The sequence below is a fragment of the Lentilactobacillus parafarraginis DSM 18390 = JCM 14109 genome, assembly GCF_001435895.1.
Taxonomy (GTDB): Bacteria; Bacillota; Bacilli; order Lactobacillales; family Lactobacillaceae; genus Lentilactobacillus; species Lentilactobacillus parafarraginis.
This window is the reverse complement of sequence record NZ_AZFZ01000029.1, coordinates 17,984-34,031: the sequence shown is the minus strand read 5'-3', so window position 1 is coordinate 34,031 and position 16,048 is coordinate 17,984. Positions and strand designations below refer to the sequence as shown.

The following is a 16,048-nucleotide window of genomic DNA, read 5'->3' as shown; positions in this document are numbered from 1 at the left end:
TCAAAATCAAAGATACTAAACAGCTTCTTAGCGTTACTGTTGGCCTCAGCGTAAGCAGAACTTGCGGCTGAGAAATCAGAAACGGCGGTTGAGGCGTCCGACTTGGCACCGTTTGCGGCACTATCGGACATCGCCTTAGCTTCACTGGCAGCAGCACTACCAGCGGCGTAAGCACTTTGAGCCTGATCACTGGCAGCCCGGGCGTAGCTGGCCTGATCGGATGGCCGACCAGAAGCAGCCGCGTCGCTGGCAGCCCGGGCATCAGCAACCGCAGCGGTTGAAGCCGCATTGGCAGCCGACGCCAAATCACTGACTTTTCGAGCTTGTGATTGGATGTCAGCGTTGGTTGGCGCGTTAGATGCTACAACGGCGGCCGATGTGGATGCTGAGTTGGCTTGACTGGCAGCTGAGCTCGTAGCGCGATTGATCGCGTCCCGGGCGGCACTAGCGGCTTGGGAACCAGCAGCACTGGCGGCAGCTAAAGCATTCGAAGCAGCGGATGCCGCATTTGAAGCAGCCGAAGCATCAGCCGGGGTCTTAGCAGCGGCATCGCTAGCGGACTTGGCAGCATTGGAAACCATCGCCGCTTGATCAGAAGCAACTCTTGCAGCACTCGCAGCCGACTGAGCGTCAGCAGCCAAATTAGGATCATTTGGAAAGGCGCTGGCAGCGTCACTGGCCGTTTTGGCATCAGAAGCCGCTTGTAAAGCAAAGTTTCCGGCACTTACGGCAGCGTTTGAAGCGGCGCTGGCAGCTGATTGAGCGGAACTTGAGCTTGCTTTATCAGCCGCACTCTTTGCATCGGACAACGCATTCTGAGCAATTGCATTTTGTGATTGCGCAGCAGAATCGGCTGCGGAACCAGCACTTTGGGCATCGGAAATTGCTTTCTTAGCGTTTGAGGTAATCGAATCAGGAAGTTGTTGGCCGGCAGCGTTAAAGTCAGAAACCGCCTTGTTGTAATCAGAAGCGGCCTTTGAGGCGACAGCGTCAGCGGTTGCAGCTGATTGAGCAGCGGCACTCGCAGCACTGGCAGCATCTGAAGCAATACTCTGATCACTGGTGATTTGCGGATTGCCAGGATGGGCACTTGATAGCCCACCAATTTCACTGCTTGCTGATTTAGCTTGACTGGCAGCTGAAGCGGCATCGCTAGCGTAACCGTGAATTTGAGCAGCCCCGCTATTGATCGCGCCGGATTCTGAGTTGACAGCATCTGACTTATCCCGGCTAGCAGCTGAATCAGCAGCTAACTTAGCAGCACTGGCAGCATCTGAAGCCTTATCGGCATCATCAGAAGCCCGGTTACGTTGCTGTTGGGCAATGGTAGCCGCACTTCCAGCAGCCTCGGCGTTTCCTGATTTGGAAGCCGCGGTTGCATCTGAAGCGGCAGCACTGGCCGAAGCAGCAGCGATCACTGCGTCAGAGGCAGCCCCGGAAGCAATCGTATTTTGAGACGCAGCATCGGAAGCAAACTTCGCGTATGTCGGATCGGTGACGTGCTTAGCCACTAATGAAGCCGCATCACTTGAATTTCCTGAAGCGAGCGAAGCGTAACTCTTAGCAGCATCGGCAAACTTACTGGCATCCGTGGCGTATTGCTGACCACCGCTGGCAGCATTACTTGCCGCGTCACTCTTAGCAGCACTGTCCAAGGCGCCGGCGCTGGTTGAAGCGGCCTTCGCATCACTATAAGCGCGGGCAGCTTGAGAACCGGCAGCCGAAGCAGCAGGTCCGTGAGCGGTATCGTCATTTCTTGAAGCCGCATCAACTGCCGCACTGGCAGCTGAGTTGGCAGCCGAAGCAGCGATAACCGCATCACTGGCTAAGGCAGCTACCGTGGCGGCCCCGCTCTTAATCGCCGCGTTGGAAGGCGCGGCCGAGGCAGCACTGGCAGCAGCGGCACTGGTAACGGCATCGCTTGTGGCACCGGAAATGGCGTCAGAAGCGGCACTGGCAGTTTGCAACGCTGCTGAATGAGCGCTTGCCAAAGCAGCATTGGCAGCGGCCGATGCGGTGGCAACCCCACTGGTATCTTTGTTAGCCAGTGCTTGGTTGGCAGCCATTGCAGCAGCCCGCGCAGCTGAAGCAGCGTTGCTTGCCAAAGCAGCGTTGGAGGCAGCCGTGCTGGCAGCATCACTGACGGCAACGTTGTTTGGCGTAAAGTCATGCGCAGCTTTGGCGTTATCGGCGTCATTTTTGGCGATAACCGCAGCGTTGGATGCGGCCGAGTATGCCGAATTAGCAGCCGCAGCATTACCTGACATGGCACTGTTAGCACTTGCCGAATCGACAGCGTTCTTAGCGGCAGATGCGGCGGCCGAAACTGACGCAACGGCATCGTACGCGTTGTGAGCATTGGCCCCAGCGTCAGAACGATCCCCGGATCCGGCAACAACATTCGCATAATCACTATTAGCCGCGTTGGCGTAACTCGTTACGGCGGCGGATGCGCTGGTAGCCTGAACAGCTGCCGCGGAAGCATCGGAGGTAACGGTTGCGGCTGAACTGGCAATCGCAAAGTAGGAACCAGCAGCTGATTGAGCCGCGCTGGTAGCCGTTGAAACGGCAGCCGAAGCCCGACCGTCAGCGGTTGAAGCCGCGCTGGCAACAATTACGGCCTGTGATGCCGCCGTTGAAGCAGCGGCACTGGCTAATGCGGCCGTTGAAGCGCTAATGGTTTGAGCAGCGTAAGAAGCAACGGCGTTAGATGCGGCCTGAGCTGAGGCAACGGCTGCCGAAGCGGCGTTGGATGCCGCAATAACGTCCCGGTATGCCCCGGATGCATCCTTACTGTAGGCATTGGCATCAGAAGCGTTCTTCACGTCCTGGGCCATGTTAGCTTGGGCGGCAATTGCCGAGGCAACGGCTGCCGAAGCGGTCGACTTGGCATTACTCATGACACCTGGAGCAGCATCGGAGTCCGCCTTATCCTTAGCGTCAGAAGCAGCGGCGCTGGCAGTCTTGATAGCATCGTATGCGGCACTGGCATCACTTCCGGCAGCGCTTCGGTCACCCGAGCCAGCAACTACTTGCGCGTACTCGCTGTTTGCCTTAGCGGCGTAACTTGCAGCGGTGCTGGCGGCGTCGGAAGCAGCGGCAGCATCACTGGCAGCGGCTGGCGAAGCTGAAGCAGCCGCACTGGCAATGGCGCTGTACGAATTGCCGGCAGAAACCGCGTCACTGGTAGCCCCGGAAACGGCATTCGATGCGGCCGAGGCGGCCTTTGGTCCCGCAGCTGCAACCAAGCTTGCTTGTGAAACAGCCGTTGAAGCAGCGGCAGAAATCTGATCGAAAACCGCTGATGTCACTTGCCCGGCAGCCAATGAGTTAATCGCATCGCTGGCGGCCTTGGCAGCCGACAACGCAGCGTTGGCTGACTGAGCGGCAGCATTTGCATTGGCGTATTGACTCGCAACCCGGGTATCAGATGGGTATGCGGCTCGCGCGTCAGAAGCGTTCTTGACATCTTGAGCAATCTGGCTTTGAGCCGCGGTCGCTTGTGAAACGGCGGTTGAGGCGGCGGCTTTTGCCTTCACAACGTCATCCGAGTGACCCGCCTTGTTAGCGGCATCGGCGGCAGCAGCGGAAGCGGAAGCAACGGCATCGTATGCGGATTGGGCATTGGTCCCGGCATCACTTCGGTTACCGGCTCCTGAACCTGCCGTGACATCCCGATAGTCACTGTTTGCCAATGTAGCATAACTGGCAACGGCGTCGGATGCCGCAGCGACAACAGCTGCGTCCGACGAAGCGACTGGGGAAGTGGCTGCAGCGGAACTGGCAATGACATTGTAAGAATTGGCAGCGGAATTAGCGGCTGCGGTAGCAAGAAATACCGCAGTTGAGGCATTACTTGCGGCTGTTGGCACAAGTTTAGCAATTGCGGCCGCTTGAGCCGAAGCAATTGCAGCTTGTGAAGCCGCGACGGAAACCGCGTCAGAGCCACCGGAGGCCGTTGCGTCACTCGCCGCCTTTGCAGCGGCTGAAGCAGCGGCCATTGCAATAGCGGCCGCCGATGCAGCTGTGGATACTTGGTTATATGCACTCGTTGCGGCATCACTATAATGGGCCTTCGCATTACTTGCATTGGCCAAATCTTGGTTAATCTGGGCTTGCCCGGACTGAGCCAAGGCATAATCGGAAGCAGCGTTTTCGGCACTGCTGTCTTTAATCGTGACTAAGAAGTAATAGGCGCCTCCATAAGGAAACGGTGCTCCCGCGCTTGGCTGGTTACTTGAAAAATCAAGCATTACGGCATAGGTACCAGGCTTGTTATAATCATTGTTAGCATTCCAAACGGGAATATTGGCATCCCCAGGTCGTCCAGCCGTTGTTGCTAAGGTCGTCCCAACTTTTGCTTGGCTAACCACTATTGTCGCGTAAGGACCGGAATGAGTGCCTATTGGCCGAGAGTAATCGATATTATAAGTTGTTCCCGCAGGTAAAAGATTAGTTGGGGTGATCTTAAGACTTGCACCATTTCCAAAGTTAAACGTAACTTCAGAAGGATCTGAAGTAGCATTGAAAAAAGTGTCCCCCGTCGCAAACGCACTAGCCGCATTTGAGTCACCGGCATTAAATGTGACGTTTGTAACAACGACATCGTTGGTCCATCCTGCCTTGGACCCATCAGGATTAGTGCGATAATCACTGTATGAGAATGAAAACTGGCTGTCTGTTGCAGCGTCCGCCGCAGCGGCAAGATTTTCAGCAACCGGTGTGGCAGCTAACGAACTTGCCCCCAAAGTCATGGCGGTTGGTGCCAGCTGTTCCAAATCAAAATCGGCTGGAACGCCCCCCTCACGTTTCCGACTGGTGGTACTGTCAACGACAACGTCAGAAGCAACGTCCCGGGTTACGGCCAGTTGATTAAGTAAATCCAGACCGGCTTGTAATTTAGGATCAGTACTCTTGACTTCAACGGCAGCCGAAGTTGTTCCTGAAAGAACCGGCACGTCACTGGTCGTTGTTTGCGCTGAGGCGGCGCCTTGATCAGCTGTTGAATCTGACTGGGCAAATAAATCCGATCCGGAAGCAAACGTGTGGTTGCCATTAAGGTCAAAGGCAACGCTATGATCCGAGATGTCCGCTTGATCAGGATCCGTCAATGAAGCTTGTGAAACCGTGCTGGCAGCCTGGCTCAAAACTTTATTTTGAGCTTGAATGGCGTCATAAGCTGATTGACTTGCAGCCATTGCGCTGGCGTTATCAATCGTGCTTTGACTGGCACTTGTCAGGCTACTGTCATCAGCTGCGGCCGAAGTCGTCGCCGTTGTGACATTGGCACTTGGTGTTGCGGCGACGGCGCTTGCCGCCGACTGTGTACTCGAAGCAGTTTGCGCGCTTGACTCACTCTGCGCCTGGGTGCCGGTTGTATCAGATGCCTGTGAAGACGCCCCATCATTCGTTGATTGGGTCGTGGAATCAGGCGTGGTCACCTTCGCGTAACGCACAGTGACCGAGCTTGAATTGCCGGCCGCCTGTTGTGAACTCCCTTCAGTTCCAACGTACGCATAACCCGGAATTTCAACCTGTTGCGGTTGGTCGTAAGTGCCTCCCTGGGCAGGGACGATTGTTTGACTTTCAGCAACCTGATTACCATCTGTATCAACGTAATTCACATTAACGCCTTGATTGGCAGTGGAACTTTCAGTCGAGCTACTCGAACTTGATGCGTCACTCCCCGTAGAGTCGGCTTTAGTTTGATGCACGTTGCCTAACACGAATTCAGATCCAAAAGACAGGATCGTCATCGAGGCAATTAACCAACCCTTATGTGACTTATACATCTTGTAGCGCTGCTTGGGATTAGCTTTCGCCAATCGATAGGCATGCCGCTTACTCTTGTTCAGTAAGTCTAAGGTCATATCTTCTCCCCCTTTATGTTAATTTATCTTGAGGCTTAATGATTCGGATTCACACCAGCTAGGGTGTGAATCCGATAATGGTCACTAACAATTGAATTGACATCGTAACTTCCCCCTTTAATAAGCGTTATTCATGCTTAGCAGTGGTGTTTGATGACTGATCCTTTAACGCTGACAGAGAATTAGCAGCAAATAATTTATCCAATCAATGCCATTTCAGCAGCGGATTGGGCGTTTTCTTGTTCTGCTACCCCATGGTGACGACTTGCCTGGGCCGCTTCTTGAGCCGAATTCGCGGCGGGTGGCGTGGTCCCGGAATGCGCTTGGGCTTCTTCTGGTGGGCCAACCGGCACAATCGGGGCGACAATCGGCGGCACAACTCCCGCCGTGCCATTCTTCGGCGTTGTCATTTCAACCGAGCTTGTGGCGTTTTGTTTCCCAACAGCTGCCGAAGATGCGCTTGGAACGTGAGAATCAGTCGCTGGTGACGACGCGCTTGGTTCTTCAGTCACGGCCGCTGCAGCCAATGATTGATCAGCGGGCAGCGTATCCGAACCGTCAAGTGATGGGTCCGACTCGCTGCCCGCCGGCTGCATGGGTGGCTCAGCAGATGGCGCCACCTGATCGGCCCCTTCAAAAATGGCGGTGGCATGATGATTCATCAGCTGTGCATACTGGGTAATATAATCATTTGCCGACTTCAACAGATCAACGCTTTGAGAAAGCTCAATCGCGGCAACTTGGGCATAAATACCGTTTCCATCGGCAGCATACGACGCGGCCTGGCTGGCATAATCAGATGACAGCTGAACACCCAGATCATTAACGCCGGCAAGCGTCTGAATTTCGGAAGCCGCCTGATCCAACTCCGTCATTGACAGCGCCCCCGCCGAGGTGAGGCCGCCGGCAGCAGCCGCAACCGTGGCGCGATCATAATCACTGGCCGCCAATTGTAACGCCTTAGCGGTTTTTGACGCTAACGCTTGAATCTGCTGGTGATAAGCGGTCGCTGAACCCGCTGCTTTTTTGGCAAGCGGCGCCGTGGCCTGTTGGTCGGTCGCGCTAACCGCCGCACTGGCATGAGCCTTCGCCAAATCAACTTGGGCGCCAACCATCTTTGCCGCACTGGCAATTCGCTGGCTGCCCGACGCCACCGCTTTGGCATCCCCCGACTTCACCTGCAGGTCACTGGCAGCTGCACTGGCAACGGCTGCATAAGAATCAGCCGACGAATACGCTGCGGCAGCTTTTTTTACCCAATCAGCCACCACGGTGTTCTGCGATTCATTGGCAGCCGCCACCTGAGCAACCAGCAGGCTTTCGCTGGCTTCATACGCCTGAGTTACGGCTGCACTGGCTGTCGAAAGCGCATTTGCCGCCATTTTATCGTTATTGGGAGAGGTGCCGGAAGATGTATTTAGTTGATTTCTTGATTCTTTCATCACGTTATCACCAGACCCATTTTGAGATATTTAGTAAAGCCCCACTTTGGCACCATCCCCTTAAGTTGCCAAATACTTCAGTGAACGGCGGTCAATCAAGCCCGCCTCGGTATTCATAATTAACTGATCGTTGTTAAACTGAGAAATTGGGCGTTGTAGTCCCACTCCCAAATTAACGGTTAGGTTACCGGCCAGCATCTCCAATAAAATGGTGGCCCCATCCGCTGCAAACGGATCAATCACTTCTAGGTTCACGTCGTACCCGATAAATAACAGTCGAAAGATGATTTTCAGCAGCGGCGTACTGATCGTGTCCCGCCACTTCACAACGTCCTTTGCCGCCAATAGCTGACGGACGCGGGCGGCCAGATGGTCATTTGCCAGCAGTAGCGATAAATCAACCACCTGCTGATGGGTTTGAAAAGTGAGCTCAAACTGCGTCCCCGCAAACGTCGTTAACTGATCCTTTGCCTGGTGAAAAATCTCGTTAGCCGCTGGCTTTGCCAGGACAATTTGGTCGTGATCGATCGTCAGCCCATTGGTGACAAAAGAATCAGTCTCCGTCGCATTCATTAGCCTGAGAATCAGCGTCCCCAACTCATTGGGGTTGGCCGTTTTCAACAGGAGGGGCAGCTGGTCCATCCAGATGAGGACCGCGTCTTGATAAATTTTCACCACTGAAAGCTTACTGACCTGCAGCTGTTTGATGACTAACTCACCGTTTGCATCCCGGTAGTGGTGCACCAGCCGTTGATTTGAGAGGACCAGCGTCCCCTGCGGACTGTATTCGTGCAGCTGATCCTTTAGGGCGGTGATAATTGCCACGTTGCCGGGAAGGGCTACCCGCTCATCAAATTCCTGGATCGCGTCGGTATTCTGGTACCACGTGACCTGCTCAACGCCGTAAAACTTTTCGTCAGCGTTGGACTTAAAATCCAGATCCGCCGCCAGGTCAACGGTCGCCAGTGGCAGATAACGCAGTTTGGCATCCGTCACTAATTCGGCAAGCCGTTGCGCGTGGGGTCCGGCAAGCTGTTGCCAGTCCGCTATTTTGGTGATGTATAGCTGTTCGGCCCGAAGAAGAAACGTTTCCAACTGCGCCAACGTCCAATGGTCAGCCCAGATTAAATCCTCAATAAGCTGCAGCGACAGCCGACTCTGAATGGTTGAATAGACCATCGGAAACGGGTACGGCGGCATTGCCCCGTAACGCCGGGCAAGAAATAACCCTAAATCCAGCAAATCTGCCAACCGGATATCGCTATGAACAAAATCAAACCGTTCAAAAAGATCATCCATCAATTCATCAAAGCGATCCTGCATGACGGTTAACCTCCTCTTCGCTTATTGATGGCTTATCAGCCTCCTGGTGTCGACGCCTGTTTACCACCCGTAACGTTAGGCAATACCATGTGAAAATTATTAGGGTCGTAATCGGCTTTTTTGATAATCCAAATTGAATACCGTTGGCCGAACCAGTCCTGAAATTGCTGGGCCTTCTTTTCGTCATCCGTGGCCACGGTTTGAACCAGATTGGCCCGGTCCAACGCATCCTTTAGCTTGTCCTGATTCATGGAATCAAGGATCGGGATCAATGAGTAGCTGGCACTGCCAGACCCGGCAAGTTGCGCAAATCCGGGATAGGAAACATTAATCATTAGCCGGCTTTGATCCTGCTCGGAAATCTTTTGGCGAATCCAGTTTGCCTCAAAATCAACCTCGGAATGAAAGACGTTAAATAATAATTCCTGATCATCCATTACTTGAATATCGATGAGGTCGCCGGCAAAGGTGTCATAGTGTTTCACCAAACGAACGGACCCGTCATCCTTATAGAACCGTTCCTCCTTAATTTGGTTGTGATCCAAAATATCAAAGGTCTGCGTCACGGACAGGTACCCGTCATGATCAAACACATCCCGTTTCATCAGTTGACCAGTTTCAAAATAGTTAATCATCCAAATTTGCGGTCGATTTGGTCGGTACACCACCACCCGAACAACTTCATCATTAACGTTAAAGTACTGAATCTGATTGGCATGCTTTGCTTCTTCTTTTCGCCAAGTCGGATCGGGGGTAAACGCAATTTTCTTGGGAATTCGGGTGGTCAAGCGCCCCTGAAGGTCATCATACAAATTGATCATGGTGACCTGATTATCAATCTTGCCCTTGCGCTTTAATTCCGATAACTGGCGTTGGCCCTCTTCGTTATAGGCCGTCGTTAGTAAGATCGGGGTGATGTGCCGTTGCTTAAAAAACTGTTCGTAGCCGCGAATCACATCTTGATTTTCTTGAGTTATTTGGGGCACATCCGGCGTGTAAAAGTAATAACTGCCGTGCCCAAGGTCAATATTGCTGGTTGAAACGTTGGCGTTGGTAAACTGTAGAAGTTTTTGCTGAACAACCTTAAGGCGTTTGTCCCACTCACCACGCTGCTTCTCTAGGGCTTCAGAGGATTGGGTTGTGGCGACAAGCTGGCTGTTCAGGTCCTTCAATGACGCTTCGTATTCACCAATGTCGGCCTGCCACTTATTGCGGCGGTGACCGATTTGCTCAATGGTGGTTTCAATATCATTTAAGCGATCCTGCAGCGTTTTATTCTGCTCGGTCACCTTTTCGGTCGTTTCCTGAAGCTGTTTCTCGCGATCGACCATCTTCTCGATGTCAGCCGCCTTTTGATCCTGCTGCTTGGTAAGCGCCTTAATTTGGTTACGAACCGGCTCGGCCTTTTCCAAGAATACTTCAACCTTGTCTTCGCTCTTCAGCTGGACAAACAGGTCGTTTTTATCCGCCTCCAAATTGCGAATGTCCTGTTGAAGCGCACCACGCTGCTTCTTACTCTCGGCAATCTGCTGCTGAATCGAGGTGATCCGCACTTCGTTATTATGCTGGTCATCTTCAGTGATTTGCTTGCGTTCCCGAAGCTGGGCCACCTGAGCGTCAAGCTTCTTCAAATCCAGTTCGGCAAGCTTGCTCTTCACATCGTCGATCGAGTTGCGGATGTGTTCGGACTTGCGATCAACCATCCGCCGCTTGGAATCACTATAAGCAATTTGATCCTGAATGAGTCCAGACTCCCGGTTTAAATTGTCTTTCAGACTATTTTGAACCTCGTGAAGGCGGCTATAAATTGATTTGATATCACTTTCAATCGATTCCCGGGTTGCCGTGACGGATTCCAAATTGGCCAAAGTCGTCGCCGACTGGTCCCGGGAATCTTGGGCAACCGGCTTCACTTTCTTGCCGGTTGATTTTGACAGATCATACGCAACGTTAGTGGAAATCGATCGTTGCTTGACGGCCGGATCAGCTGAAGATTTTTCGGGATCCTTTTTATCTGGCTGCTTGTCCTGCAATGTCAATTCCTGCTGTTTCTTAGCTTTTTTTCGATCTCTGAATGGATGGAAAAAACTCATTGAAGCCACCTCCTATGTCGGCTGCGTCGCGAGCGTTTTCTGCAACTGCTGCCACTGTTGCCATATTTTTGTCATTGAATACCGTTTTGCCGATTGGTAGGCATTTTCGCTCATTGCTTCCAGCTGGGCCGGGTCCTTTAACAGTTCAATCATCCGTTGCGCCAGGTTGTAAATGTCGCCATCCTTCAACAGATAGCCGTTTTGGCCGTTTTCAATAATTTCTTTGGGCCCGTAATTGACATCAAAGGCAATCAACGGCAACCCATGGGAGAGTGCCTCGACCATTGCCAGGGGGAAGGCATCCTGCTTAGTAGCCGTTGCGAAAACTTTCGCGGTATCGTAAACGTCATCAATTTTTGATGTATAACCGGAAATCGCCACCTTGTCGTTCAACTTGAGATCTTTGATTAAATTCTCCAGGATCTTAACGTAATCGGTCGGCCCATAACCCCGAATATCCAACCGGGCCTCGGGAACCTGCCGGGCAACTAACGCAAAGGCCCGAATCAGATTGTCAACACCCTTACTGGCATCGAGCCGCCCCACGTAGAGGACTTTGCTGCCAACCCGGTTGACCGCCGGCAGCTTCTTCTTGCGTAATTGTTTGGTACTAACGGGCGCCCCATTAATGACATAGATTGGTAAGTGGTCATCATGCAGCCGCGTGCGCAACTGGCGGGCCTGGGCTTCGGTCATGGTAATTAAGCCATCAATGTCGTTAAGGTGACTGCTCAGGGCAACCTTATAGTTACCATCAAGTTCCGAGTCAACCTGATCCGCGGGCGAAACGGCGTGCAGAATCGGGAACCAAATTAATTTGCGCGCCGGTGTCTTCATTTCAATCATCGGCATGTTGGCAATCGCCGGTCTGTCGGCAATAAAGACGTTGTTGCCACCCTCTGATTGGTTCAATTCGTTTAAGAAAAATGTGAAGAAATCCGCTTCGCTATTGAAATAGTAGTCGCGCCCCTGATAATTAATCAGGCGAATGTTAAAGATAATTGGTGCCGCTTTTGAATCCGGAAGCTTTTCATAATACCGCTCAATCGCGCGGGTGCCATCCGGCTTAAAGAAGATTTCCGCGTACACGACGCCATCCCCATTAAGAAACTGCTCAGATGACTTAAATCCCCGCGAGTCGTACAGTACCCGGTTCGTCACATTTCCGTATTCGTCGAAATATTCGGTGAAGAATAACTCACCAACCCGGCCCGGCGTATGGTGAATGTTCAACACCAGTCGATCACCTTCGTAGACCTGAGAAAGGTTGTTGTCCGGGCTGACCTGATAGGCAATCGGCAAATTCAATGATTTCGTGGTTAACTTTTGGGGCGTGACGGTGACGCTGTCCTGAAAGAAGTCATACATATTCACCAAATCATCCTGATCAAGACCGAATTCAGCGGCGTTTCGATGAAGAGACCGGTCGTAATCGCGCGTCACAATTCTGGAAGCCACGCCCTTTTTCTTGAAAAGTGCCTGGCGCTTCATTTCAGCATGTTCAAGGCCGGAATTTAACGCCATGATGTATTGATTTAAGAAAAAGTACATGGTTAGCTCACCTCAATTCTTTCGGGAACCTGCGCCTGCTTTTGGGCGTCCTTGACCAGCTGCAGCCACTTTTTCCAGACTGACTGGCCCGAATATTTCCAACTGTCCTTGTAAGCATTTTCACTAAATTCTTGAATTTCTTTGGGATGGGTGAGGAGTTCAATAATCTTGTCAGCCAAGGCAGAAATGTCATGGTTCTTGATTAAGAACCCATCGACGGTATCGTTGACCACATCCCGCGGCCCATACTTAATATCCGTCGCGATAATCGGCAACCCATGGGCCTGGGCTTCAACCAACGTTAGTGGCAGCCCCTCCGCTCTTGACGGCAGAATCAATAATTGTGCCGCTTCATAAACTTTTGAAATGTTGTTCGAATAGTCGTTGAACGTGATGGTGTCATTCAATCCGAGTTTAGTTACCAGCTCACGGAGTTGTTTGCCGGTATCGCCGTTGCTGTAACCCCAGAAATCCAACGTGGCATCCGGAACCTGTTGGTGCACCGTTTTCCAGGCGTGGATTAAATCATCCTGCTGCTTTTCCGGTGATAAACGGGCAACCATGATGACTGAATGCGGCTTTCTGGTAGCCCATTTGACGTGGGGCTTCTTCAAAATCGCGTCGTCAGTCACGGCACCCGGAATGTCGTACACTTTCGGGCGATTCTTGCCAAAGCGCTTCGTGAAGTCATCGTATTGCCACGGTGTCAGGGCAATGATGCCATCCCAGCGCCGGCGGTTGGTAATCATGTACTGGTAATTAAAGTTCAAATCCGAGTGCTGACTGTCACGACTATCGTTCACGTGATTGTTATGCAAATGCATCACTTTAAAGATTGGCGTATCCATGTGCTGAACCGCCCAGGCTAACTCAAAGGTTCGGTCAACGATAATCGCATTGGCCTCACCGGTTGCGTAATTCAACTGGTCCAAAAAGAACGTCGTGAGATCATTGAACCCGGCAAATTTGTAGTCCCGGCCGTGAAAGTCAATGATCCGCTGCAGGGAGGTGTCAGCCGCGCCATCCCGCTTTGGAAGGCGGTAACGCTGATACACTACCTTGCCGTTTGGCGCCAGCAACTGCTCTGAAACCAACTTGGTTCCAAACGAGAAGAACTGCTCCAAAGCCGCGAATCCGCGGGTGTCATACCATACCATGTGAACCAGCCGGCCGTTACTGCCAAAGTACTGGACCCAATTTAACCGGTCGTCATCCTTGGACCGTTTGGCCACGATCATAATTTGCTGACCATGATCCTTCACGTGGATCTTTTCGTCGCCCTCGGCTTCGTAAGTGTAATCACTAGGTAAGTCGAGGTCGGTCATCGTAAAGCGCTGCGGCTTATACATGGTTGTCCCCTGAAAGAAATCAAACAGGTTAACGAAATCCTTATCCGCAATCCCCGCGTCAGCCGTAATCTCGTGCAAATTCATTGCCAATTGACGCGTCACAATTTTAGCCGGTTGCCCATATTCGTTGAACAATCGAAGTCGTTTGATCTGAGCATGTTCAATCCCTGATTTATTAAAGTTAATGCCATCGTTTAAGAAGAAAAACATATGAACCCCCTCTTCAATGCGTTGTTAAACGAGCTGTCGCGTTAATCCCCAATTACCGCGATATCAAATACTCCGTGGGGCGCTGTCGCCAACGCCGCCAATACCTGCTGATCAACTGCCAGTACCCCCGCAAAATCACCCTTTCCCGCCAAAATATCGGTTTCAACCGGTTGCTTGGCATCGAAAGTCGAAAAAATCGGTAACAGTGAGAACTTGCGGTCTGAATCAGTCATCAACCGGTGACAAAGTTCCGATTGGCCATCCAAGACCAACACGTCGCGGGAACTCGTCAGTTTTTGATTAAACCACCATCGCTCCAGGTCAATCGGGTCTTTTAACACCGAAACCAGGATTCCTGAGCGGTCGCGAACTTGAATATTGAGTAACCGGTTATCCCGATATTCCTTGGAAATCACGACACTGTGGTCCGATTTTCGGAAGAAATCCTCAGTGGAAACCTGGTTACCATTTTTTATATACTGGGTCGCCATGAGCTGCTCTTCAGGACTAAAGACATCGACCTGAATGAGGACTTGGTTGCGGTCGTAACTAAAGATTTGACGAACCGTTTGGTCGGCCCGCAAAAACAACTTCCGCCTCAGCGCTTCACGTACCCATATCTGCCCACCATCGGGATCGACATCTTCTCGACGCCATCCCTGTTCGTGCATTCGGTGTAGCAGCGATCCAACCTGCAGCCCGGCAAACCGTTTGTCATAGCGGAAAAGGTCATCATACAAATTCGTGTAGGTTACCTGATCACTAATCACGTTTCTTGCAACGTATTGCTGAAACGCAGCTGGCCCATCGTCACTAAATTGCGTGGTGAGCAAGGTTGTCTGGGGCTCAACGCCGTCAAATACGGTCATCAGCCGTTTAAGCTCAAAATCAATGTTTTTATTTTCCGGCTGCAGTGTATTGGAATAAATGTAATAGTGATGTCCCGAATCAGCAATAAACTGGGGCATCATCGCATGACCCGTCCTGGATAATGCTTGGGAGGCGGCAATTGACTTAAGCCGTTTAACCAGCCAATCACGCTGCCGTTGCATTCTCTGGACGACTTCGACATTCTGTTGTGAAGGATCCCGATTTCTGCCATGCTTAAAACTCCCACTGGAAAAGCTGACGACCTTCGCAATTTGACCAAGTTGAAGGCCGAGCGATGCCATGTGGGAGTTTTGTGAACCGATTTGCTTATTTAATTCGTCAATTTCAAGATCCAGCTGTTTGGAAGCCGCCTGGACCTCGTTAAGCCGCCGTCGAGTATCTGAAATAAGCGACCTGAAAGAACCTGACTCCGCTGAGATGCTTGCCAGGGCACCATCGGCTTCGTCGGGATTTTGCATTTTCTTGATTGTCTCAATCACACCTGAAAAAGAGTAGTCCAGGTCCTTGAGCCGACCGGTTAAATTGGCGGCAACCTGAGCTAACTTCGCCTGCTTAATTTTGCGAGCTCGCAGCTGATCCTTGATCTGATCACCCTGAGTTAGCAGCGCATTATGGGTTTTGGCTAACCCATCGAGCTGTTGTCTCAATTGATCCTTCGTACCCCTGCCATTTTCATCATGCCGCGGGGCGTATCGATTCAGCTCATGGTTCACCTGATTCAACTGGACTTCGAGCGCTTTAAACTCGGCATTAAGCTGCGTGCTTAACTGTTTTTTGAGTGCTTCAGAGACAGTCTGGGCCCGTTTCAACTGGCGTTCGATTCGTAACGTTTTCAAAGTCAAAGAAAACGTCTGATCAGCAGTATTTTTTGGAAGACTGCCGAAAATTGGACGTGCGGCTAAAACGAGCTCATTTGATTGATCAATTAAAGTTTGCGGAATCCGATCATTAAAGACCGGGCTGGCCGCATTAAAAAGTGCTTCTTCCCCGTGATGATTTGTCATGATAATTCCCTCTTATGGCGTCCCCGCGACACCACAAAACCGAAAACAAACTTACCCAGCGATATGTTGGAACTGCCGGTGTCCACATCTAATTCTAAGATGATGAGCACCAAGTAAACTTAACAGCCCCGCCGCAGAACCCCCATTCTGCTTTACAGCCGCTAAAAATTACTGTATGATTTTCCTGAATTCTTATCAAGAAAATTAGGTTTTGATTAAAATGCTAATAATCATTTATGTTTTACCATCTCACCCGAAATTTTACAACTAAAACTTATCGTAACGTCGGGTTAACTTATCTTTGGGAGGCTATTT

General features: G+C 51.6%; 7 protein-coding genes. All 7 read right to left on the bottom strand.

Annotated elements, in window-relative coordinates:
* On the bottom strand, positions 1–5,870 hold a 5,870-nt coding region (locus FD47_RS08020), incomplete at its 3' end, for a MucBP domain-containing protein (RefSeq protein WP_156404144.1).
* Between the two features lie 197 nt (positions 5,871–6,067).
* A complete protein-coding gene (locus FD47_RS08015) occupies positions 6,068–7,312 on the bottom strand; it encodes a hypothetical protein (protein ID WP_054734687.1) in 1,245 nt (414 codons plus the stop codon).
* A 60-nt stretch (positions 7,313–7,372) separates the two neighbouring features.
* A complete protein-coding gene (locus tag FD47_RS08010; RefSeq protein ID WP_056980448.1) occupies positions 7,373–8,635 on the bottom strand; it encodes a hypothetical protein in 1,263 nt (420 codons plus the stop codon).
* A 35-nt stretch (positions 8,636–8,670) separates the two neighbouring features.
* A complete protein-coding gene (locus tag FD47_RS08005; protein ID WP_056980446.1) occupies positions 8,671–10,728 on the bottom strand; it encodes a coiled-coil domain-containing protein in 2,058 nt (685 codons plus the stop codon).
* Positions 10,729–10,740: 12 nt separating this feature from the next.
* Positions 10,741–12,279: a glycosyltransferase gene (locus FD47_RS08000; protein WP_054734707.1), complete on the bottom strand. Its 1,539-nt coding sequence runs from the start codon at positions 12,277–12,279 to the stop codon at positions 10,741–10,743.
* Positions 12,280–12,281: 2 nt separating this feature from the next.
* Positions 12,282–13,838 (bottom strand): glycosyltransferase, encoded by a 1,557-nt coding sequence (locus tag FD47_RS07995; RefSeq protein ID WP_054734710.1) that lies wholly within the window; start codon positions 13,836–13,838, stop codon positions 12,282–12,284.
* Positions 13,839–13,879: 41 nt separating this feature from the next.
* On the bottom strand, positions 13,880–15,733 hold the full coding sequence (locus FD47_RS07990; RefSeq protein WP_056980444.1) for a hypothetical protein: 1,854 nt from the start codon (positions 15,731–15,733) through the stop codon (positions 13,880–13,882).
* Positions 15,734–16,048 lie beyond the last annotated feature (315 nt).